This is a genomic window from Pseudomonas sp., assembly GCF_049645325.1.
Taxonomy (GTDB): Bacteria; Pseudomonadota; Gammaproteobacteria; order Pseudomonadales; family Pseudomonadaceae; genus Aquipseudomonas.
Genome location: NZ_JBARTQ010000623.1, coordinates 1 through 20,273, shown reverse-complemented (window position 1 = coordinate 20,273; position 20,273 = coordinate 1). Strand labels below are relative to the sequence as shown.

The 20,273-nt window shown below is 61.9% G+C and carries 20 protein-coding genes; 15 read left to right on the top strand and 5 right to left on the bottom strand.

Translation table 11 applies throughout. The features are described 5' to 3' along the window. Window positions 1-4 precede the first annotated feature (4 nt). The 13 genes from WBB95_RS26380 (at window position 5) to WBB95_RS26320 (ending at window position 12,510) form a co-directional block, all read left to right on the top strand. Window positions 5-1,270, top strand: a complete 1,266-nt coding sequence (locus WBB95_RS26380) for a glutamate-5-semialdehyde dehydrogenase (RefSeq protein ID WP_424490246.1) — start codon at window positions 5-7, stop codon at window positions 1,268-1,270. Next, the gene (gene nadD / locus WBB95_RS26375; RefSeq protein WP_424490245.1) at window positions 1,270-1,914 is read left to right on the top strand and encodes a nicotinate-nucleotide adenylyltransferase; all 645 of its coding nucleotides are present in this window, start codon (window positions 1,270-1,272) and stop codon (window positions 1,912-1,914) included. The genes WBB95_RS26380 and nadD overlap by 1 nt, the downstream gene beginning before the upstream one ends. Window positions 1,915-1,983: 69 nt before the next feature. After that, complete coding sequence (rsfS, locus tag WBB95_RS26370) at window positions 1,984-2,478, top strand: ribosome silencing factor (RefSeq protein ID WP_058412893.1); 495 nt, start codon at window positions 1,984-1,986, stop codon at window positions 2,476-2,478. 9 nt (window positions 2,479-2,487) lie between these two features. After that, entirely contained in the window at window positions 2,488-2,955 is a 468-nt protein-coding gene (gene rlmH / locus WBB95_RS26365; protein WP_003176297.1) for a 23S rRNA (pseudouridine(1915)-N(3))-methyltransferase RlmH, read from the top strand. Between the two features lie 15 nt (window positions 2,956-2,970). Continuing rightward, on the top strand, window positions 2,971-4,869 hold the full coding sequence (gene mrdA, locus WBB95_RS26360; protein WP_424490244.1) for a penicillin-binding protein 2: 1,899 nt from the start codon (window positions 2,971-2,973) through the stop codon (window positions 4,867-4,869). A 31-nt stretch (window positions 4,870-4,900) separates the two neighbouring features. Further along, on the top strand, window positions 4,901-6,004 hold the full coding sequence (gene rodA, locus WBB95_RS26355) for a rod shape-determining protein RodA (protein ID WP_065911239.1): 1,104 nt from the start codon (window positions 4,901-4,903) through the stop codon (window positions 6,002-6,004). Between the two features lie 17 nt (window positions 6,005-6,021). Next, window positions 6,022-7,032, top strand: coding sequence for a lytic murein transglycosylase B (gene mltB / locus WBB95_RS26350; RefSeq protein WP_424490243.1), 1,011 nt, complete (start codon window positions 6,022-6,024; stop codon window positions 7,030-7,032). Further along, window positions 7,032-8,036 carry a septal ring lytic transglycosylase RlpA family protein gene (locus tag WBB95_RS26345; protein ID WP_424490242.1) on the top strand — a complete coding sequence of 335 codons (1,005 nt, stop codon included), beginning with the start codon at window positions 7,032-7,034 and terminating at the stop codon, window positions 8,034-8,036. The genes mltB and WBB95_RS26345 overlap by 1 nt, the downstream gene beginning before the upstream one ends. A 181-nt stretch (window positions 8,037-8,217) precedes the next feature. After that, the gene (locus WBB95_RS26340) at window positions 8,218-9,375 is read left to right on the top strand and encodes a D-alanyl-D-alanine carboxypeptidase family protein (RefSeq protein ID WP_424490241.1); all 1,158 of its coding nucleotides are present in this window, start codon (window positions 8,218-8,220) and stop codon (window positions 9,373-9,375) included. Window positions 9,376-9,460: 85 nt separating this feature from the next. After that, window positions 9,461-9,742 carry a DUF493 domain-containing protein gene (locus tag WBB95_RS26335; RefSeq protein ID WP_424490240.1) on the top strand — a complete coding sequence of 94 codons (282 nt, stop codon included), beginning with the start codon at window positions 9,461-9,463 and terminating at the stop codon, window positions 9,740-9,742. Then, complete coding sequence (gene lipB, locus WBB95_RS26330; protein WP_424490239.1) at window positions 9,742-10,389, top strand: lipoyl(octanoyl) transferase LipB; 648 nt, start codon at window positions 9,742-9,744, stop codon at window positions 10,387-10,389. The genes WBB95_RS26335 and lipB overlap by 1 nt, the downstream gene beginning before the upstream one ends. A gap of 26 nt (window positions 10,390-10,415) precedes the next feature. Continuing rightward, window positions 10,416-11,417, top strand: coding sequence for a lipoyl synthase (gene lipA / locus WBB95_RS26325; RefSeq protein ID WP_163003191.1), 1,002 nt, complete (start codon window positions 10,416-10,418; stop codon window positions 11,415-11,417). Between the two features lie 154 nt (window positions 11,418-11,571). Further along, window positions 11,572-12,510, top strand: a complete 939-nt coding sequence (locus WBB95_RS26320) for a S66 peptidase family protein (RefSeq protein WP_424490238.1) — start codon at window positions 11,572-11,574, stop codon at window positions 12,508-12,510. A 56-nt stretch (window positions 12,511-12,566) separates the two neighbouring features. Here WBB95_RS26320 and WBB95_RS26315 read toward each other — a convergent pair whose 3' ends face one another. The 5 genes from WBB95_RS26315 to leuS form a co-directional block, all read right to left on the bottom strand. Then, a complete protein-coding gene (locus WBB95_RS26315; protein ID WP_424490237.1) occupies window positions 12,567-13,892 on the bottom strand; it encodes a lytic murein transglycosylase in 1,326 nt (441 codons plus the stop codon). Window positions 13,893-13,953: 61 nt separating this feature from the next. Next, window positions 13,954-14,118 (bottom strand): alternative ribosome rescue factor ArfA, encoded by a 165-nt coding sequence (gene arfA, locus WBB95_RS26310; protein WP_003176285.1) that lies wholly within the window; start codon window positions 14,116-14,118, stop codon window positions 13,954-13,956. Window positions 14,119-14,288: 170 nt separating this feature from the next. Continuing rightward, entirely contained in the window at window positions 14,289-15,326 is a 1,038-nt protein-coding gene (gene holA, locus WBB95_RS26305) for a DNA polymerase III subunit delta (RefSeq protein ID WP_424490236.1), read from the bottom strand. 39 nt (window positions 15,327-15,365) lie between these two features. Then, complete coding sequence (gene lptE, locus WBB95_RS26300; RefSeq protein ID WP_424490235.1) at window positions 15,366-15,971, bottom strand: LPS assembly lipoprotein LptE; 606 nt, start codon at window positions 15,969-15,971, stop codon at window positions 15,366-15,368. An 89-nt stretch (window positions 15,972-16,060) separates the two neighbouring features. Further along, complete coding sequence (gene leuS, locus WBB95_RS26295; protein ID WP_424490234.1) at window positions 16,061-18,667, bottom strand: leucine--tRNA ligase; 2,607 nt, start codon at window positions 18,665-18,667, stop codon at window positions 16,061-16,063. A 262-nt stretch (window positions 18,668-18,929) separates the two neighbouring features. Here leuS and WBB95_RS26290 point away from each other — a divergent pair, with 262 nt between their 5' ends. Then, complete coding sequence (locus WBB95_RS26290; protein ID WP_424490233.1) at window positions 18,930-19,247, top strand: hypothetical protein; 318 nt, start codon at window positions 18,930-18,932, stop codon at window positions 19,245-19,247. Between the two features lie 97 nt (window positions 19,248-19,344). Beyond that, the gene (locus WBB95_RS26285) at window positions 19,345-20,112 is read left to right on the top strand and encodes a YdcF family protein (protein ID WP_424490232.1); all 768 of its coding nucleotides are present in this window, start codon (window positions 19,345-19,347) and stop codon (window positions 20,110-20,112) included. Window positions 20,113-20,273: the final 161 nt, after the last annotated feature.

Below are 20,273 nucleotides of genomic sequence, written 5' to 3'. Positions count from 1 at the left end.
GACCATGACTGAGTCCGTTCTTGACTACATGACCCGCCTGGGTCGCGCTGCCCGTCAGGCCTCGCGGTTGATCGCCCGTGCGAGCACTGCGCAGAAGAACCGTGCCCTGCTGGCCGCCGCCGATGCTCTGGATGCTTCGCGCTCCGAGCTGGCCGCCGCCAACGAACTGGACCTGGCCAACGGCCGCGCCAATGGCCTGGAGCCGGCCCTGCTGGACCGCCTGGCGCTGACCCCGGCACGTATCGACGACATGATCGAAGGCCTGCGTCAGGTGGCCAAGCTGCCTGACCCCATCGGTGAAATCCGCGACATGCGTTACCTGCCGTCCGGCATCCAGGTGGGCAAGATGCGTGTGCCCCTGGGCGTGATCGGCATCATTTACGAGTCGCGCCCGAACGTGACCATCGACGCCGCGAGCCTGTGCCTCAAGTCCGGCAACGCCACCATCCTGCGTGGTGGTTCCGAGGCGATCAATTCCAACCGTGCTATCGCCGCCTGCATCCAGCAAGGCCTGGCCGTGGCCGAGTTGCCGGCCGACGTGGTGCAAGTGGTCGAGACCACTGACCGCGCCGCCGTTGGCGCGCTGATCACCATGCCGGAATTCGTCGACGTGATCGTGCCGCGCGGTGGCAAGGGCCTGATCGAGCGCGTGAGCCGCGATGCCAAGGTGCCAGTTATCAAGCACCTGGACGGCGTCTGCCACGTGTTCATCGACGTCGCCGCCGACATCGACAAGGCGATCCGCATCGCCGACAACGCCAAGACCCACCGCTACGCGCCGTGCAACACCATGGAAACCCTGCTGGTGCACGTCGGCATTGCCGAGCGCGTGCTGCCGCCGCTGGCTGCCATTTACCGCGACAAGGGCGTTGAATTGCGCGGTTGTGAACGCACCCGTGCATTGCTGGGCGCCGACGTGATCGAGGCGACTGAGCAAGACTGGTACACCGAATACACGGCGCCGATCCTGTCGATCCGCATCGTCGACGACCTGGATCAGGCCATCGAACACATCAACAAATACGGCTCCAAGCACACCGACGCCATTGTTTCCGAGCATTTCAGTGATGCCCGGCGTTTCCTCAACGAAGTGGATTCCGCTTCGGTGATGATCAACGCCTCGACGCGCTTTGCCGACGGCTTCGAGTATGGCCTGGGGGCGGAGATCGGCATCTCCACCGACAAGCTCCACGCACGCGGCCCGGTTGGCCTGGAAGGCCTGACCAGCGAGAAGTACGTGGTGTTCGGCGACGGTCATGTGCGCACTTGATGGCTAAACGCATTGGGCTGCTCGGCGGCACTTTCGACCCCGTGCACATCGGCCACTTGCGCAGTGCACTGGAAGTCGCGGATGCCCTCGCGCTGGATGAGCTGCGTGTGATGCCTAACGCGCGGCCGCCGCATCGCGACACGCCGCAGGTGTCGGCGCAACAGCGCCTGGAAATGGTGCGCCTGGCGGTGGAAGGCATAGCGCCGCTGGTGGTGGACGACCACGAGCTCAAGCGTGATAAACCGTCCTACACTGTCGATACCCTGGAACTGATGCGTGCCGAGTTGGCCGCGGATGACCAGTTGTTTCTGCTTCTGGGCTGGGACGCATTTTGCGGCCTGCCCTCTTGGCACCGCTGGGAGGAACTCCTCCAGCATTGCCACATCCTGGTTTTGCAACGCCCGGATGCCGACAGCGAACCGCCGGATGCCTTGCGCAACCTGCTGGCCGCGCGGTCGGTAAGTGACCCCTTGGCCCTGACCGGGCCGAACGGGAATATTGCATTCGTCTGGCAGACCCCGCTTGCGGTGTCCGCCACCCAGATCCGTCAACTGCTGGCCAGCGGTAAGTCGGTACGTTTCCTGGTGCCTGACGCGGTCCTGGCCTACATCGATGCGCACGGGCTTTACCGTGCGTCGAACTGAAAAGGCGCGCTTGAACGCACGAAAAATCGTGCAGCAAGCGCCCGAACATACGAGCAAAACGAGTTTTATATGACGAACAAAGACGTAAGCAAAGTTAAGCGCAAAGGCACCTTCAAAAGCGCGCCGCTGCCGGTAGAAGCCCACGTTGGCCCGGAACTGGCTGGCGAAGAGCTGGTAAAAGTGGCCGTGGCTGCCCTGGAAGACGTGAAGGCCCAGGACATCCAGGTCCTGGACGTGCGTGACAAGCAAAGCATCACTGACTTCATGATCATCGCCACCGGTACCTCGAACCGCCAGATCGGCGCGATGCTCGACAAGGTCCGCGAAGCCGTCAAAGCCCAAGGCGTGAAGCCATTGGGTGAAGAAGGAAAGGGCGACAGCGACTGGGTGCTGTTGGACATGGACGACGTGATCGTTCACATGATGACCTCCAACGCCCGTCAGTTCTACGACCTGGAGCGTCTGTGGAAAGGCGCCGAGCAGAGCCGTGCCGCCGATGGCAAGCACCACAACCCGGAAGTGGGCCACGCGCACTTCGACAAGCTCAACAAAGACCAGGAATAAGGAACGGCTGTGCGCCTGCGTCTGATCGCTGTCGGTTCACGCATGCCCAAGTGGGTGGAAGAAGGCTGGCACGAGTATGCCAAGCGTCTGCCCGCTGAGCTGTCGCTGGAATTGGTGGAAATACCGCTCAACACCCGGGGCAAGAATGCCGACGTGGCGCGCTTTATCCGTCAGGAAGGCGAAGCCATGCTGGCCAAGGTCGGCCCCAACGAGCGCATCGTCACCCTGGAAGTGCACGGCAAACCCTGGAGCACCGAGCAATTGGCGGTGGAGCTGGATCGCTGGCGCCTGGATTCGCGCACCGTCAACTTCATGGTCGGCGGCCCCGAAGGGCTGGCGCCGGAAGTCTGTGCGCGGGCGGACCAGCGCTGGTCGCTGTCGGCGCTGACGCTGCCGCACCCGTTGGTAAGGATTCTGATCGGTGAACAGCTGTATCGCGCCTGGACAGTTCTGTCCGGGCACCCTTACCACAAATAATCTGCGCCCCTCCCGATGACTCAGCCGATCCGCATCAAGGACCACGAGAAAGACGCACGTCTGGTACGCGCGCGGGTCGTGTTCGGCGCCTTTCTGGTGGTGGGGTTGATCGCGGTGCTGATCGCACGCCTGTATTTCCTGCAGGTGATCCAGTACGACTATCACTCCACGCTGTCGGAAAACAACCGGGTGCATGTGCAGCCGATTCCGCCGACCCGTGGGCTGATTTTCGACCGCAATGGCGTGGTGGTCGCGGATAACCGGCCCAGCTTCAGCCTGAGCATGACCCGCGAGCGTTCCGGCGATTGGCAGCAGATCCTCGATGTGATCGTCGAGGTGCTGCAGCTGACGCCGGAAGACCGGGTGATCTTCGAAAAGCGCATGAAGCAGGGGCGCCGACCTTTCGAGCCGGTGCCGATCCTGTTTGAGCTGAACGAAGAGCAGATCGCGCGGATCGCGGTGAACCAGTTCCGCCTGCCCGGTGTGGAAGTGGTGGCGCAATTGGTGCGGCATTACCCGCAAGGGCCGCACTTTGCGCACTCCGTCGGCTACATGGGGCGGATCAACGAGAAAGAGCTGAAAAGCCTCGACCCGGTCAATTACAGCGGCACCCACCATATCGGCAAAACCGGCATCGAGCGTTTCTACGAGCCGGAATTGCACGGCCAGGTGGGTTACGAAGAAGTCGAGACCAACGCCCGTGGCCGCGTGCTGCGGGTGCTCAAGCGCACCGACCCGGTGCCGGGCAAGGACATTGTGCTGAGCCTGGACATCAAGTTGCAGGAAGCGGCCGAGATGGCGCTGGGCGGGCGACGCGGGGCCGTGGTGGCGCTGGACCCGACCACGGGTGAAGTGCTGGCCATGGTCAGCCAGCCGAGTTTCGACCCCAACCTGTTCGTGACGGGGATTAGCTTCAAGGCCTATGCCGAGCTGCGTGATTCCATCGACCGGCCACTGTTCAATCGCGTGCTGCGCGGCCTGTACCCGCCCGGTTCGACGATCAAGCCGGCGGTGGCGATTGCCGGCCTGGATTCGGGTGTGGTCACGGCCTCAAGCCGAGTGTTCGACCCGGGCTATTACATGCTGCCCAACTACGACCACAAATACCGCAACTGGAACCGCACTGGTGACGGCTACGTCGATTTGGACACCGCAATCATGCGCTCCAACGACACCTATTTTTACGATCTGGCCCACAAGCTGGGGATCGATCGCCTGTCTGCCTATATGGGCAAGTTCGGCCTCGGTCAGAAAGTCTCCCTGGACATGTTCGAGGAATCGCCAGGCCTGATGCCATCGCGGGAGTGGAAGCGCGCGACCCGCCGCCAAGCCTGGTTCCCGGGCGAAACCCTGATCCTCGGGATCGGCCAGGGCTACATGCAGGCCACACCGTTGCAACTGGCGCAAGCCACGGCGTTGGTGGCCAATAAGGGCGTCTGGAACCGGCCGCACCTGGCCAAGACCATCGAAGGCGAAAAGCCGGTGGATGAAAACCCGATCCCCGACATCGTGCTGCGTGACCCGTCCGACTGGACCAAGGTCAACCACGGCATGCAGCAAGTGATGCACGGCGCCCGTGGCACCGCTCGTAAAGCGGCCGCCGGCGCGCAGTACCGCATTGCCGGCAAAAGCGGCACCGCCCAGGTGGTCGCGATCAAGCAGGGCGAAAAATACGACCGTTCCAAGGTTCAGGAACGCCACCGCGACCACGCCTTGTTTGTCGGCTTCGCCCCGGCGGACGCGCCGAAAATCGTGGTGGCGGTGATGGTCGAGAACGGTGAATCCGGCTCCGGCGTCGCGGCACCTGTGGTGCGTCAGATCATGGACGCCTGGCTGCTGGCCGACGACGGCAGGCTCAAGCCCGAATATGGCGGCCCCCCTTCAAGCACCGAGGTTACGGCCCGTGAAGAGTAATTTTGACCGCATCCTCTCAAGCGAGGATGTGATGCGTCGCCGTGCGACGTTGCTGCAACGCATGCACATTGATGGCCCTTTGCTAATCCTGCTGCTGACCCTCGCGGCCGGCAGCCTGTTCGTGCTGTATTCGGCCAGTGGCAAGAACTGGGACCTGCTGATCAAGCAGGCGTCTTCGTTCGGCCTGGGCTTGCTCTCGATGGTGGTGATCGCCCAGTTGGAGCCGCGGTTCATGGCGCGCTGGGTGCCGCTGGGTTACGTCGTCGGCGTATTGCTGCTGGTGGTGGTGGACGTGATGGGCCACAACGCCATGGGCGCGACCCGCTGGATCAACATACCGGGGGTGATTCGCTTCCAGCCGTCGGAGTTCCTCAAGATCCTGATGCCGGCGACCATCGCCTGGTACCTGTCCAAGCGCACCTTGCCGCCGCAGCTCAAGCACGTGGGCGTCAGCCTGATCCTGATCGGCGTGCCGTTTATCCTGATCGTGCGCCAGCCCGACCTCGGCACCTCGCTGCTGATCCTCGCCGGCGGCGCGTTCGTACTGTTTATGGGCGGGCTGCGCTGGCGCTGGATTCTCAGCGTGCTGGCCGCCGCGATCCCGGTGGCCGTGGCGATGTGGTTCTTCTTTATGCACGACTACCAGAAGCAGCGGATCCTGACCTTCCTCGACCCGGAAAGCGACCCGCTGGGCACCGGCTGGAACATTATTCAGTCCAAGGCCGCCATCGGTTCCGGTGGGGTATTTGGTAAGGGTTGGTTACTGGGCACTCAGTCGCACCTCGACTTTTTGCCCGAGAGCCACACCGACTTCATTATTGCGGTATTGGGCGAAGAGTTCGGCCTGGTGGGCATTTGCGCCTTGTTGCTGATCTATGTGCTGTTGATTGGGCGCGGCCTGGTGATCACCGCCCAGGCGCAGACGCTGTTCGGCAAGTTGCTCGCCGGCAGCCTGACCATGACTTTTTTTGTTTACGTTTTCGTCAACATCGGTATGGTCAGTGGCCTGCTGCCGGTGGTTGGGGTGCCGTTGCCATTCATTAGCTACGGCGGAACTTCGCTGGTGACTTTGATGTCAGCGTTTGGGGTTTTGATGTCGATTCATACGCATCGCAAATGGATCGCACAGGTTTGAATAAGGTGAAGATGTCAATGCAAGTAATGCGCGGCTGGGCGACTCGGCACGCGTCCTGGATGGGCCTGATTGGGCTGCTGGGCGCGACGCAAGAGGCGCAGGCCGGTGACTACGATGGCTCGCCCCAGGTCGCCGAATTTGTCGGTGAGATGACCCGCGACTACGGTTTCGCCGGTGAACAGCTGATGGGCGTGTTCCGCGAAGCCCAGCGCAAGCAGGCGATCCTCGATGCTATTTCGCGCCCCGCCGAGCGGGTTAAGCAGTGGAAAGAATACCGCCCGATGTTCCTCACCGACGCCCGCGTGGCCCGGGGTGTGGACTTCTGGCGCCAGCACGAAGCCGTGCTGGCCCGCGCCGAGCAGGAATACGGCGTGCCAGCCCAGGTAATTGTCGCGATCATCGGCATTGAAACCTTTTACGGGCGCAATACCGGCAGTTACCGGGTGATCGATGCGTTGTCGACCCTGGGCTTCGATTACCCGCCGCGCGCCGAGTTCTTCCGCAAGGAACTGCGCGAATTCCTGTTGCTGGCCCGTGAAGAGCAGGTCGACCCGCTGACCCTCAAGGGCTCCTACGCCGGGGCGATGGGCTTGCCGCAATTCATGCCGAGCAGCTTTCGCGCGTACGCGGTGGATTTTGACGGCGACGGCCACATCAATATCTGGAGCAACCCGGACGATGCCATCGGCAGCGTGGCCAGCTACTTCAAGCGCCATGGCTGGGTTGCCGGCGAGCCGGTCGTCATCCGTGCCGACGTGACCGGGGACCGCGCCGACGAAGGCCTGACCCAGGGTATCGAGCCTGCGAAGACGGTCGGGGAGTTGCGGGCGCTGGGCTGGTCGAGTCAGAATGCGCCACGCGATGACATGCCGGTGACGGCGTTCCGCCTGGAAGGCGAAAACGGCCCGGAATACTGGATGGGCCTGAAGAATTTTTACGCAATCACGCGTTATAACCGCAGTGTGATGTACGCCATGGCCGTGCATCAGCTGTCAGACATGCTGGTCCAAGCACGGGGCAACAAGTAATGCGGGCATCGCCGTTCAAAAAACCGCTCAAGCTGGTGGCGTTTGCCGCGTTGTCCTTGCTGGTTGTCAGTTGTTCATCCACCACCAACCGCGCACCGGCGCAAAAGTCGGGTGGCGGAATCGTCCGTGCCCAGCCGGGCCTGGACATCAACCGCGCGCACAAAGACGGCGCGCCGTGGTGGGACGTCGACGTGTCGAAGATCCCCGACGCCACGCCAACCCTGCACACCGGCCCGTACAAGGCCAACCCTTACACCGTGCTAGGTAAAAACTACTTCCCGCTGCAGGAATCCAAGACCTACGTGCAATCGGGCACCGCGTCCTGGTACGGCACCAAGTTTCATGGCCAGAACACCGCCAACGGCGAAGTCTATGACCTGTATGGCATGAGCGCGGCGCACAAGACCCTGCCGCTGCCCAGCTATGTACGCGTGACCAACCTGGACAACAACCGCACAGTGATCCTGCGGGTCAACGACCGTGGGCCGTTCTATTCGGACCGGATCATCGACTTGTCCTACGCTGCCGCGAAAAAACTCGGCTATGCCGAAATCGGCACCGCGCGGGTCAAGGTTGAAGGGATCGACCCCGCGCAGTACTGGGCCCAGCGTGGCAAACCGGCGCCGTTGATGCTCAACGAACCGCAGACACAGCAGCCGCAAGTCACCGCGTCGGCCGGCAAGATCGAACAGTGGACGCCACCACCGGCGCAGCACGCGCCGGACACGGTCGTCGTGCCGCGTGCCGCACCGGGTGCCTCGACCGTGGGCGGGCAATACCTGCAGGTCGGCGCTTTCGCCAACCCGGATGCGGCGGAACTGTTAAGGTCCAAGCTCAGCGGCATGGTCAGCGCGCCCGTATTTATCAGCTCCATCGTGCGTAACCAGCAGACCCTGCACCGTGTGCGCATGGGCCCGATCGGTTCGCCGAGTGAAGTGGCGCAAGTGCAGAACAGCGTGCGTTTGGCCAACCTGGGGCAACCCAGCGTGGTCACCGCCGAATAAGTAAAGGATTGATGGTTCGGGTTCGCATGCGCGCCCGGGCCTTGGTTGTTGGCTCGTTGAAGAATAAAAACCCAGGGGCAAGGGGTGAGCGGGCAACCGAACACGCGACAGTCTGGCAACGGCCTGTCTGAATAAGTTTTGCCCGCGAGGGCAAGTTTCCATAAGCAATTTCGAGAGACGGATGAACATCACCACCTTAGCCAAACGCACGTGCCTGCTTCTTTCGCTGATCATCACCCCGGCCGCCTGGGCGGTTGAAATGGTGCCGGCTTCCCCGCAACTGGCCGCCAAGGCCTGGGTCCTCATGGATGCCGCCAGCGGCAACGTGCTGGTCGAGAACAACGGTGACCAGCGCCTGCCGCCCGCCAGCTTGACCAAGCTGATGACGGCCTACATTGCGACCCTGGAAATCCGTCGCGGCCAGATCGGCGAGAACGACCCGGTGACCGTCAGCGAAAACGCCTGGCGCACCGGCGGTTCGCGGATGTTCATCAAGGTGGGTTCGCAGGTAACTGTGAGCGACCTGCTGCACGGCATCATCATCCAGTCCGGCAACGACGCCAGCGTGGCGCTGTCGGAGCACATCGCCGGCAGCGAAGACGCGTTCGCCGACATGATGAACAAAACCGTGACTGACCTGGGCATGACCAACAGCCACTTCATGAACCCGACCGGTCTGCCGAACCCGGAGCACTACTCGTCGGCTCACGACATGGCGATCCTGGCGCGCGCGATCATTCGCGTCGACCCGGTGCACTACGCGATCTACTCCCAGAAGGAATTCTTCTGGAACAACATCAAGCAGCCTAACCGCAACCTGCTGCTGTGGCGCGACAAGACCGTTGATGGCCTGAAAACCGGCCACACCGACGAAGCCGGCTACTGCATGGTGTCGTCCGCCGTACGTGATGGCCAGCGCCTGATCGCCGTGGTATTCGGCACCAACAGCGAGCAGGCCCGTGCGGCTGAAACGCAAAAGCTGCTGACCTACGGTTTCCGCTTCTTCGAAACCCAGACCTTCTACCAGAAGGGTGCTGAGCTGGCTCAAGCCCCGGTATGGAAAGGCGCGACCCATCAAGTCAAGGCTGGCCTGGCCGACGACCTGACCCTGACCATGCCTAAAGGCCAGCTCAAGAAGCTCGCTGCCAGCATGACCATGAATCAGCAACTGACTGCACCGATCGCCAAAGGCGACGTTATCGGCAAGGTCGAAGTGAAGCTGGACGATAAAGTGGTCCACAGCGCCGACCTGATCGCGCTTGAAGCCGTCGACGAAGGTGGTATCTTCCGCCGCGTCTGGGATAGCATCCGTCTATTCTTCTACAGCTTGTTCAACTGATAAGTGTGCACCTGCAAAGCCCCGTGTTGATCCGACACGGGGCTTTGCCCGTCGCCACGGCTTACGCTTACGAGGCCGTTACGCCATGACCGATAAAGAAGTAGAAGTAAAGGCGCCGAAGATCGAATTCCCAAACGTGGACTATCCCGTCAAGGTGATCAGCGATACCGGTGTGGGCAACAAAGACAAGATTCTTGAGATTGTGCGTAAACACGCAGAGATCAACGACAACCGGGTGGACGAGCGTTTGAGCTCCAACGGTAAATACACCACGATCCAGTTGCACATCGTTGCGACGGGTCAAGACCAGCTCTACGACATCAACAGCGAACTGCGGGCCACCGGCTTCGTGCACATGGTGCTGTGATGTCTCAGGTCCTGGGCTTTCGTGAGCTCGGCCAGATGGCCTACGAGCCCGTCTGGCATGCCATGCAGCGTTTTACGAACGAGCGCGGCAGCTCGGCCCCCGATGAAATCTGGCTGGTGGAACACCCGCCGGTGTTCACCCAGGGCCAGGCCGGCAAGGCCGAACATCTGTTGCTGCCGGGTGATATTCCGGTGGTGCAGGTCGACCGAGGTGGCCAAGTGACTTACCATGGCCCCGGTCAGCTTGTCGCTTATCTGTTGCTGGATGTGCGCAAGCTGGGTTTCGGCGTGCGCGACCTGGTGAGCCGTATGGAGGCTTGCCTGATCGAGCTGCTGGCCAGTTACGGCGTGACCGCCGCGGCCAAGCCCGATGCACCCGGTGTGTACGTGGACGGCGCGAAAATCGCCTCTTTGGGGCTGCGTATTCGCCACGGCTGTTCCTTTCATGGCCTGGCCCTGAACGTGGACATGGACCTGGCGCCGTTTCGGCGGATCAACCCGTGCGGTTATGCCGGGTTGGCGATGACCCAGATGAGCGACCACGCCACACCGATTAAATTTGCCGAGGTAAGTGCCCGGCTGCGTGCGCAGCTCGTCAAACACCTCGACTATGCTGAGCAGACGACCCTCACGGGCGGAATCGACTGATTATGACTACTGATGCAGTGCAAACCATGATCCCGACGCTGGACATTACCGAGCGTCCGGCCCCGGCCCCGCGTGCCAAGGTGGAAGCCGGCGTCAAGCTGCGCGGCGCCGAGAAGGTTGCACGCATCCCGGTCAAGATCATCCCGACCACCGAACTGCCGAAAAAGCCTGACTGGATTCGCGTGCGCATCCCGGTTTCGCCGGAAGTCGACCGTATCAAGGCCCTGCTGCGCAAACACAAGCTGCACAGCGTGTGCGAAGAAGCGTCCTGCCCGAACCTGGGCGAGTGCTTCTCCGGTGGCACCGCGACCTTCATGATCATGGGTGACATCTGCACCCGTCGTTGCCCATTCTGCGACGTTGGCCACGGCCGACCAAAGCCACTGGACGTCAACGAGCCGGAAAGCCTGGCCATCGCCATCGCCGACCTGAAACTCAAATACGTTGTGATCACCTCGGTAGACCGCGACGACCTGCGTGACGGCGGTGCCCAGCACTTTGCCGACTGCATCCGCGAGATCCGCAAGCTGTCGCCGAACGTGATGCTTGAAACCCTGGTGCCGGACTACCGCGGCCGTATGGACGTGGCGCTGGAAATCACCGCCGCCGAGCCGCCGGATGTGTTCAACCACAACCTGGAAACCGTGCCGCGCCTGTACAAGGCCGCGCGTCCGGGTTCGGACTACCAGTGGTCGCTGACCCTGCTGCAGAAATTCAAGCAGATGATGCCGCACATCCCGACCAAGTCCGGCCTGATGCTGGGCCTGGGCGAGACCGACGAAGAAGTCATCGAAGTCATGAAGCGCATGCGCGAACACGACATCGACATGCTGACCCTGGGCCAGTACCTGCAACCGTCCCGCAGCCACTTGCCAGTGCAGCGTTTCGTGCACCCGGACGTGTTCGCCTGGTTCGCCGAGGAAGGTTACAAAATGGGCTTCAAGAACGTGGCGTCCGGCCCGTTGGTGCGTTCCTCGTACCACGCCGACGAGCAGGCCAAGCTGGTCAAGGCTAGCCTGGTTTCGTAACAACGCCGCTGCCACACAGGTGGGAGCTGGCTTTTGTGGGAGCTGGCTTGCCTGCGATAGCATCACCTCGGTGCACCCGATGCACCGAGGTGCCCGCATCGCAAGCAAGCCAGCTCCCACAGTTCGTTGTGCGACACCCATACGGAGAACATGGATGACCACTGAACGCGTCGCCGCCGTACCCGCCCTGCGCGCCGAAGGCGTCATCGGCCTGATCGCCCCCGCTGGCCCTGCCACTCTGGACGTTGAAAAAGCCGGGCAATGGATGCGTGCCCGGGGCTACGAATTGCGCATCTTGCCGAGCGTGTACGAACGCGACGGCTACCTTGCCGGCAGCGATGACGTACGCCTGCGTGACCTGCATGCCGCCTTCGCCGACCCCGAGATCGACGCCATCTTCTGCCTGCGCGGCGGCTACGGCACGCCACGCCTGCTCGACCGCCTGGACTTCGACCTGCTGCGAGCCAACCCCAAGCCGTTCGTCGGTTACAGCGACATTACCGCGCTGCACCTGGCTATCAGCCGCTACGCAGGCTTCGTGACCTTCCACGGGCCGATGCTGAATGCCGACTTGCTGGGAAACAAGCAGCCACCCACGCAGACGTCACTGTTCAGCATGCTGCGCGGTGACCTCGGCGCCGGTAGCGTGTTGGCGCACCCGGCGGCTTACCCGTTGACCACGATCGAGCCTGGCATCGCCTGTGGGCGCTTGCTGGGGGGTAATCTCTCAATGATTGCGGCAGTGATGGGCACGGCGTACGAGATTGACGCTGAAGGCATCATCCTGTTCATCGAGGACGTCAACGAGCCGATCTATCGCATCGACCGTCTGCTGACCCATCTGCGCCTGGCGGGCAAGTTGGCGCAGGTCGCGGGTGTGCTGGTAGGGGATGTGGCGGGTGTGGATAACGTCGCGCTGGAGCGTCTGCTCAAGCAAACCTTCGAACCATTGCGCATTCCGGTGCTGTCCGGCTGGCGCAGTGGGCATTGCGATCCGAACCTGACGCTGCCGATGGGCGCGTGGGTGCGGCTGGATGCAGGGGAGCAGCGGGTGGTGTTGGAGCAGGCTGTGGTTCAAACCCTGATGGGGTGAGGCTTTCATGTGGTGAGCGGGGCAAGCCCGCTACCACATTAAGCAGCAGCCCCCCATCACTGGCTCTGCAACGACTCCAACAGCTTCACCGTCGGATACCCATCCGCCGGCCAGCCCAGCGACTGCTGCGCCGCACGAATCGCCTTGCGCGTATTGGCCCCAATAATCCCGTCCGGGTTACCGGCGTCATAGCCTTTGGCGCTGAGCGCCGTTTGCAGGTCCATGCGCTGGGAGCGGCTCAACGGCAGCTCATCTTTCGGCCAGTCGCCACGAATCACACCACCTCCGGCGAACCGTTCCGACAACAGGCCCACCGCCAGCGCGTAGGACGAGGAGTTGTTGTACTTGAGGATCGCGCGGAAGTTATCCAGCACCAGGAATGCCGGGCCACGGTAGCCGGCGGGCAGCAGCAGGGCGGCGGACAGTTGGTCGACATTCGCGGGCATGCTCGCGCCAGGCGGCAACTGGATGCCCAGTTTCAGCCATTCGGCGACGGTCTTGCGGATGCCGCCGTCAGCCAGGGCGTAATCGAAATTCGCCGGCAATTGCTGCACCTCGAAGCCCCAAGGCTGGCCTTTCTGCCAGCCGGAGCTTTGCAGGTAGTGCGCAGTGGAGGCGAGGGCGTCGGCCGGGCTGTTCCAGATATCGCGGCGGCCGTCGCCATCAAAGTCGACGGCGTGGGTGTTGTAGGTGGTCGGGATGAACTGGGTCTGGCCCATGGCGCCGGCCCAGGAGCCTTTCATCTGGTCAGCCTGGATGTCGCCATGCTGGATGATCTGCAACGCCGCCAGTAGTTGCGCTTGGGCGAATGCCGGGCGACGGCCTTCATAGGCCAGGGTCGCGAGGGAGCGGATCACCGAATTATTGCCCTGGAACTGGCCAAAGTTGCTTTCCATGCCCCACACCGAGACCAGCGCCTGGCGGTCAACGCCATACCGTTGTTCGATGCTTTGCAGGATATCGGCGTACTTGATCAGCAAGGCCTGGCCGTTACGCACGCGCACCGGCGACAGGGCGCCGTCGAGGTATTCCCACACCGGGCGGGAAAATTCCGGCTGGCTGCGGTCAGCGCGGATCACGCCCATGTCGGGCGTGACGTTGGCGAAGGCATTATCGAAGACGGCCGCGGTAATCCCGGCTTTCAGGGCTTCCACACGAAAGCCAGCCTGCCATTCGGCGAAGGTCTGGGTCGGTTGGATATCAAGGTTGTCCAGAGCCAGGGGTGCAACCACAGCAGGCGCGACGGCCGGTACGGTCTGCAGTTTTGGCAGGGGTTGAGCGTCCGCAGCGGTAGGTTTTTCCGCGCAGGCGACAAGCAGAATGAGGCTGGAGGCAGCGATCAATTGGCGAAGGTGCCAACGACGGGAAAGACTAGAGGGCATGCACAGGTCCAGGGATTACAAATCAGGTGCAGACCTTATCATGCCGAAGGGGCGCTTGCCTTCAAGCAGCCAGAAAGTAAGAAGCCTCCCAGCTATTAGACTGGAAGGCTTCGCGGCGGTAGCTGCCTTTGCCCTTGCCGGCGCGTTCCTGACGGCTGCGGAACAGTGGCTGGGCGATGATGGATTTGGCCTTGTTGGGGCCATGCTTGGATGGCTTTTTGCTCATAATGGGTACTCTCGATAGGTGGGGTGGAGCGGGGCAAATCATCTGCCGAAGTGGTGCGGCTGTAAAGCCCGGCGATGTGTAGGCATTTTCACAGAATCAAGTGGACACAGTTAATGTGGGCGCTGGCTTATCTGCTCCCACAGGGGGATGTGGTGTGTTTGGAACGAAAGTTACTCGGCCGGCAATGTAAGGCGCTGGCCCGCCATCAGCAACGACAAACGGCTCAGGCTCATCCACGGTGAACCCGCTGCCTGGCCCTTGATTTGCGCATCAATGCGTTGCGCCTCCAACAGAAGCTGCGCCCAGCGTTGCGCTGAGTGCCGTTGCAGGGCTTTGCTCATCAGGGGTTTACGCTTGTCCCACACCGGCGGCCTTGCCTGGCTGAAGGCTTTGTCCAGCGGGATGCCCTGGCTGTATTGCAAGGCAATGTTGGCCAGCACCCGTAATTCCCGGGCCAGGGCCCACAGAATCACCGGAGGCTCCACGCCTTCGCCGCGCAGCCCTTCGAGCATGCGCAAAGCGTGGGCCGGTTCGCCGTTAAGAATCGCATCCACCAGCCCGAACACGTCAAAGCGGGCGCTGTCAGCCACCGCAGCTTGCACGGTTTCGACAGTGATCTGCCCGTCTTCGGCCATCAGCTTGAGCTTTTCGATCTCTTGGGCGGCAGCAAGCAAATTGCCTTCGACCCGCGCAGCAATCAGCTCCACCGCGTCCTGTGTCGCCGACAACCCCGACTGGGACAACCGTTGACGAATCCACTGCGGCAGCTGGTTGCTGTCCACCGGCCAGATCTGGATGAACTGGGTTTGCGGCCCTTCCACCAGCGCCTTGCCCCACTTGGTTTTCTGCGCGCTGCCGTCGAGCTTCGGCAAGCTGACCAGCAATACCGTGTCTTCGGCGGGGCGTGAGCAGTATTCCATCAAGGCGGCTGCGCCCTTGTCACCGGGCTTGCCCGACGGCAGGCGCAGCTCCAGCAGGCGTTTTTCGGCAAACAGCGACATGCTCGCGCCAGCTTGCAGCAGCGTTCCCCAGTCGAAACTGGCGTCGGCGCTGAACACCTGGCGTTCATCGAAGCCTTGCTGGCGAGCAGCAGTGCGAATGGCGTCCGCCGCTTCCTGGCACAGCAGCGGGTCATCACCGCTGACGATATAGACAGGCGCAAGGCCACCTTGCAGATGTTTGGCGAGTTGGGCGGGGGCAAGTTTCATAGGCGGGTCGAACGGGGCGCCTGGGGCGCCCCGTCTGGCTTACTCGGCTGGAACTTCAGCAGGCGATTGTTTCGGCGTGTTGTCTTCATACTCTTGCGCGGCTTTCAGGGCGTCGGCGTCAGCCTTGGCCTTGTTGTCAGCGGTTTGCTGCAGCATTTCCAGTTTTTCCGGGGTCAGCTGTTGCAGGCGAACCATCAGGCGCTGGATCAGCTCGCGGCGCATTTCCTTGCGAACCTGGATCGTCTCCGAGTCCGAACCGACCAGGTTGTTACCGTCGTGGCTCACGACCTTCTGAACTTCGACCTTGTCACCCATCAATGGCAGTTGGTCGCGGCCTTGCAGTTCATAGGCGACCAACGTATTCAGCTCGATATCCGACGCTCGGCCGGCGCTCGCATAGCTGAGGTTACGCTGGGTTTCTTTCTCGTCCACGAGCACCAGTTTGTAGGTCGCGCCGGTGTAGACATGCACGCCGCTGTTTTCCAGGGTCTGGCGCAGCTGAACCACGGTGTCGCCGTAGGCGTTGCGGGCGCTGACGTCGAGTTCCTTGATGCTCAGTTCATTGGTGCCGGTGCCGCGCAGTTGGAAGCCGCAGGCGCTCAACAGCACAGCAAGGCCCATCACCAGCAAGTTGCGTTTGATCATTGTGTTGCTCCCCTTGAAACCATGTCGGCCATATCGAGGCCTTGGAGGTTTTGTTCGGCGCAGGGCTCAAGCCCTGCGCCCGATCCGATTCAGCTGGCGACGATGTTGACCAGTTTGCCGGGCACTACGATCACTTTGCGGATCGTCAGGCCTTCGGTAAAACGCAGCACGTTTTCGTTGACGCGTGCGGCGGCTTCTACGTCTTCACGGCTGGCGCTGGCCGGCATGTCGATCTGGCCACGCAGTTTACCGTTGACCTGAATCACCAGTTGCAACGTGTCCTGTACCAGGGCGCTGTCATCCTGCACCGGCCAGCCGGCGTCGATCACCGCGCCGCTGTGGCCCAGACGGCTCCACAGGTCATGGCTGATGTGCGGCGTGATTGGCGCCAGCAGCAGGACGACTGTCTCCAACCCTTCCTGTACCAGCGCGCGGTCTTGTTCAGTGGTTTGCGGCGCCTTTTCCAGCACGTTCATCAGCGTCATCACTTGGGCAATGGCGGTGTTGAACTTGTGGTTCTGGCCCACGTCCTGGCTGGCGTGGCGGATGGCCAGGTGGGTGCTGCGACGAATGGCTTTCTGCTCGTCGTTGAGGCTGGCCACGTCCAGTTTGCCGGGCAAGCCCTGGCTGACATGGGCGTGGGCCAGGCGCCAGACGCGCTTGAGGAAACGGTGCGAGCCTTCGACACCGGAGTCGGACCATTCGGCGCTCATGTCGGGCGGCGAGGCGAACATCATGAACAGGCGGCAGGTGTCGGCGCCGAACTGATCGATCATCGACTGCGGGTCAACGCCGTTGTTCTTGGACTTGGCCATCTTCTCGGTACCGCCGATTTCCACCGGCAGGCCGTCGGCAATCAGCTTGGCACTGATGACCTTGGCTTTGCTGTCACGCTCAAGCTCGACGTCCGCCGGGTTGAACCAGGTGTAGGCGCCATTGGCTTCGCGGCGGTAGTACGTCTCGGCGACCACCATGCCTTGGGTCAGCAGGTTCTTGAACGGTTCGTCGGAACTCACCAGGCCTTCGTCGCGCATCAGCTTGTGGAAGAAGCGTGCGTACAGCAGGTGAAGGATCGCGTGTTCGATGCCGCCGATGTACTGATCCACCGGCAACCAATGGTCGGCTGCGGATTTCTCCACCAGGCCGCCTTCATAGTGAGGCGAGGCGTAGCGGGCGTAGTACCACGAGGACTCGACGAAGGTGTCCATGGTGTCGGTTTCACGTTTGGCAGGCTGGCCGCATTTCGGGCAGCTGCATTCGTAGAACTCGGGCATGCGCGCCAGTGGCGAACCCGCACCGTCCGGCACCACGTCTTCCGGCAGTATCACAGGCAACTGGTCTTCCGGCACCGGCACGTCACCGCAGGTTTCGCAGTGGATGATCGGGATCGGGCAGCCCCAGTAGCGCTGACGGCTGATGCCCCAGTCGCGCAGGCGGAACTGGGTGCGCGAGGCACCAAGGTTTTTCTTGATCAGTGCGACTTCGATGGCGTCAAAGGCGCCTTGGAAGTCCAGGCCGTCGAACTCGCCGGAGTTGATCAGTTCGCCGTGCTCGCCGTAGGCGTCTTGCCACGGGGCCGGGTTGGCGTCACCGGCGCTGGTGCGCACGACGGACTTGATCGGCAGGCTGTACTTGTTGGCGAACTCGAAATCGCGCTCGTCGTGAGCCGGCACAGCCATGACGGCTCCGTCGCCGTAGTGCATCAGCACGTAGTTGGCGACCCACACTGGCAGCTTTTCACCGGTCAGCGGGTGCTCGACGAACAGGCCGGTTGGCAGGCCTTTTTTCTCTTGGGTGGCGACGTCGGCTTCGGCGACGCTGCCGCCTTTGCATTCGGCGATGAACGCCTGCAGCTCAGGGTTGTTCTGTGCGGCCTGGGTGGCCAACGGGTGTTCGGCGGCCACGGCGACGTAGGTGGCGCCCATCAGCGTATCTGGACGGGTAGTGAAGACTTTCAGCGCGCCGGCAACTCCGATGGAATCGACGTTGTACGGGAACTGCACTTCCATGCCCTTGGATTTGCCGATCCAGTTACGCTGCATGGTCTTGACCTGTTCAGGCCAGCCCGGCATGTCATCGAGGCTCGACAGCAGTTCATCGGCGTAGGCCGTGATCTTGAAGTAGTACATCGGGATCTGGCGTTTTTCGATCACTGCGCCGGAACGCCAGCCGCGACCGTCGATCACCTGCTCGTTGGCCAGTACGGTCTGGTCGATCGGGTCCCAGTTCACGGTGCCGTTTTTACGGTAGATCACGCCTTTTTCGAACAGGCGAGTGAACAGCCATTGTTCCCAACGGTAGTAATCCGGCTTGCAGGTGGTCACTTCGCGGGACCAGTCCACCGCCAGGCCCAGGCTGCGCAGCTGGGTCTTCATGTAGGCGATGTTTTCGTAGGTCCACTTGGCGGGCGCCACGTTGTTCTTCATCGCGGCGTTTTCCGCCGGCATGCCAAAGGCGTCCCAACCCATAGGTTGCAGGACGTTTTTGCCGAGCATGCGCTGGTAGCGGGAAATCACATCGCCGATGGTGTAGTTACGCACGTGCCCCATGTGTAGCTTGCCGCTGGGGTAAGGGAACATCGACAGGCAATAGAAAGTCTCCTTGCCTGGCTGTTCACTGACTTCAAAGGACTTTTGCTCGTCCCAGAAGGTTTGGGCGGCGTTTTCTATTTCACGGGGCTGATATTGTTCGTGCATGGCTACTTTTGAACTGAATAGGGGTGGCCTAATCCTCTTCGGTGCAACGTTCAGGTTGATCGACACCAAAAAGCGGCGCGTCCGTGCCCAAACCCTGCGGGAAGTGGAGTTACAGGAAGCGCCGTAGCATACATGACCCCACTCTATCGAGGGAAACCCTGATTGCGCAGGCAGGGCCGTCTGTCGCGGCGCCGGGCAGGTGCAGCCGTGGGGACTACGCTGTTTATTGGGGAGTGAGTCTTATCTTCAATGAGGTGAGGGGATGGTTGAATCGCAGCGAACTTTAACGAAACCGCAGTTGTATGAAGGACTGATCGACCGGTTGGGTCGGGCATTGGACGCCGCAAGAACAGCAGGCCGATTGCGTGATGAGCGGCCTCTGGAACTGGAGTTGCGAGGCTTGAGCCAGGCAGAACTTGAACTGATCAAGTGCTACCTGGAATTGAATCACCACCGTGCCTCTCATGGGCAGGCTTCCCCGCCGACCCAGGAGACCTCGCGTTCGGCCAAGGTGATCTGGCTGAAGGACGTGTCTGCCGGTCGCGGCCCCGAAAAACGTCGGGCCGTCCGGTCCAAGTGAAGCACAGCGTTAGTCGTTGGCCTTCTCAAAAGATGCTGGTAAAGATTGTCGCTAAACCGCGTTGCATCTAGGCTTCGGGCATCTTTGGAGATGCCCGATGCCTTTTCGTTATTTCATTAAACAATTGCTCTTGCCGCCCGGCATTTTCTTGCTGTTGCTTGCGCTTGCGTGGTGGTTTCGTAAAAGCCGCCCGCGCCTGGCGGGGCTTTGCTTTGCCGTTGGGTTGGGCGGGATGTGGCTGATCAGCCTGCCGGTAGTGGTGCAGTGGGGCGCGTATGCGCTGGAGACTGAGCCGGCGTTGGCTCGGGAAGACTGGGCGACCCTGGCCCAGCGCGCTGATGCGATTGTGGTGCTGGGGTCTGGGCGTGAGCGAGGTGATCCTGCGTGGGGCAGCGACCAGCCCACCGGCATCGGGTTGGAGCGCCAGCGGTATGCCGCGCGGCTGGCCAAGGCGTCGGGGTTGCCGGTGTTGACCAGCGGTGGCTTGCATTACGGCACGCCGCCCAGTGAGGCGGAATTGATGGCCGTCTCTATGCAGGATGATTTCGGCGTGACGGTGCGCTGGAAGGAAGAGCGCAGCCGTACGACGTGGGAAAACGCGCAGATGAGTGCGGGGATTTTATTGCCTCAAGGTATCAAGCGCGTGGTGGTGGTGACCCAGGCGTGGCATATGCCGCGTGCGGTGTGGAGTTTTGAGAAGGCTGGCTTCACCGTGGTGCCGGGGCCGGTGGGCTTTTTGGGTGTGGATAATGCTCGGCCGTTGGGCGGCTGGATGCCGGAGTTTGTGGCGGTGTGGCGCAGTGGGCAGTTGATCAATGAGGCGGTGGGGCAGGTGGGGTATCGGGTGTTTTATCGGGGGGATTGAGTGGGTATCCGTTGTTTGGGGTGTGGCTGGTTATGGTTCCGCCCTTACGGCGGCTCACTTTTGATAGAGCGCAAAAGTAAGCAAAACGCTCTTGCCCCTCCACTCGGTGCCTCGCTTAGGCTCGGCATGCCCGCACTCCGGCTTGAATCCGTGGGCCGCCG

What these genes read in the sequence shown, in the direction of transcription:
- WBB95_RS26380 (WP_424490246.1), top strand. Translation starts at nt 5, where the DNA reads ATGACTGAGTCCGTTCTTGACTACATGACCCGCCTGGGTCGCGCTGCC.
- nadD (WP_424490245.1), top strand. Translation starts at nt 1,270, where the DNA reads ATGGCTAAACGCATTGGGCTGCTCGGCGGCACTTTCGACCCCGTGCAC.
- rsfS (WP_058412893.1), top strand. Translation starts at nt 1,984, where the DNA reads ATGACGAACAAAGACGTAAGCAAAGTTAAGCGCAAAGGCACCTTCAAA.
- mrdA (WP_424490244.1), top strand. Translation starts at nt 2,971, where the DNA reads ATGACTCAGCCGATCCGCATCAAGGACCACGAGAAAGACGCACGTCTG.
- rodA (WP_065911239.1), top strand. Translation starts at nt 4,901, where the DNA reads ATGCGTCGCCGTGCGACGTTGCTGCAACGCATGCACATTGATGGCCCT.
- mltB (WP_424490243.1), top strand. Translation starts at nt 6,022, where the DNA reads ATGCAAGTAATGCGCGGCTGGGCGACTCGGCACGCGTCCTGGATGGGC.
- WBB95_RS26345 (WP_424490242.1), top strand. Translation starts at nt 7,032, where the DNA reads ATGCGGGCATCGCCGTTCAAAAAACCGCTCAAGCTGGTGGCGTTTGCC.
- WBB95_RS26340 (WP_424490241.1), top strand. Translation starts at nt 8,218, where the DNA reads ATGAACATCACCACCTTAGCCAAACGCACGTGCCTGCTTCTTTCGCTG.
- WBB95_RS26335 (WP_424490240.1), top strand. Translation starts at nt 9,461, where the DNA reads ATGACCGATAAAGAAGTAGAAGTAAAGGCGCCGAAGATCGAATTCCCA.
- lipB (WP_424490239.1), top strand. Translation starts at nt 9,742, where the DNA reads ATGTCTCAGGTCCTGGGCTTTCGTGAGCTCGGCCAGATGGCCTACGAG.
- lipA (WP_163003191.1), top strand. Translation starts at nt 10,416, where the DNA reads ATGATCCCGACGCTGGACATTACCGAGCGTCCGGCCCCGGCCCCGCGT.
- WBB95_RS26320 (WP_424490238.1), top strand. Translation starts at nt 11,572, where the DNA reads ATGACCACTGAACGCGTCGCCGCCGTACCCGCCCTGCGCGCCGAAGGC.
- WBB95_RS26315 (WP_424490237.1), bottom strand. Translation starts at nt 13,892, where the DNA reads ATGCCCTCTAGTCTTTCCCGTCGTTGGCACCTTCGCCAATTGATCGCT.
- arfA (WP_003176285.1), bottom strand. Translation starts at nt 14,118, where the DNA reads ATGAGCAAAAAGCCATCCAAGCATGGCCCCAACAAGGCCAAATCCATC.
- holA (WP_424490236.1), bottom strand. Translation starts at nt 15,326, where the DNA reads ATGAAACTTGCCCCCGCCCAACTCGCCAAACATCTGCAAGGTGGCCTT.
- lptE (WP_424490235.1), bottom strand. Translation starts at nt 15,971, where the DNA reads ATGATCAAACGCAACTTGCTGGTGATGGGCCTTGCTGTGCTGTTGAGC.
- leuS (WP_424490234.1), bottom strand. Translation starts at nt 18,667, where the DNA reads ATGCACGAACAATATCAGCCCCGTGAAATAGAAAACGCCGCCCAAACC.
- WBB95_RS26290 (WP_424490233.1), top strand. Translation starts at nt 18,930, where the DNA reads ATGGTTGAATCGCAGCGAACTTTAACGAAACCGCAGTTGTATGAAGGA.
- WBB95_RS26285 (WP_424490232.1), top strand. Translation starts at nt 19,345, where the DNA reads ATGCCTTTTCGTTATTTCATTAAACAATTGCTCTTGCCGCCCGGCATT.